Genomic DNA, 286 nt, shown 5'->3' with positions numbered 1-286 from the left:
CCAGTCAATAGCGTCATCTTCGTTGTTTTCCAAATAGAAGTTGGAAGCGGAAACGGTTCCACCGAAGAACTCAACACCATCATCGGTACCGTTCAAGATAGCCACGTTATCAATTGTGGTTCCAGAACCTACAGCGTAAAGGGTAAGACCATTATACTGAGATTCAGTGCTGATCTGCGCACCAGCGTAGTTAATGATCAAGTATTCAATGCTACCAGAGTTGTCCGCATCGTTTGTTCCACCGTAGATGATACCACCTACTTCGGCTTCGGCATCCACACCTTCG

The 286-nt window shown here is 46.5% G+C and carries 1 pseudogene; it reads right to left on the bottom strand.

The window, feature by feature from the left end:
- Positions 1-286, bottom strand: a pseudogene (locus DCK90_RS16810) (hypothetical protein); the annotation flags it as partial.

This window comes from Muricauda brasiliensis (genome assembly GCF_003057865.1).
Taxonomy (GTDB): Bacteria; Bacteroidota; Bacteroidia; order Flavobacteriales; family Flavobacteriaceae; genus Flagellimonas; species Flagellimonas chongwuensis.
Note: the sequence above shows the minus strand (reverse complement) of the source record. Positions and strands in the feature narration are given on the sequence as shown.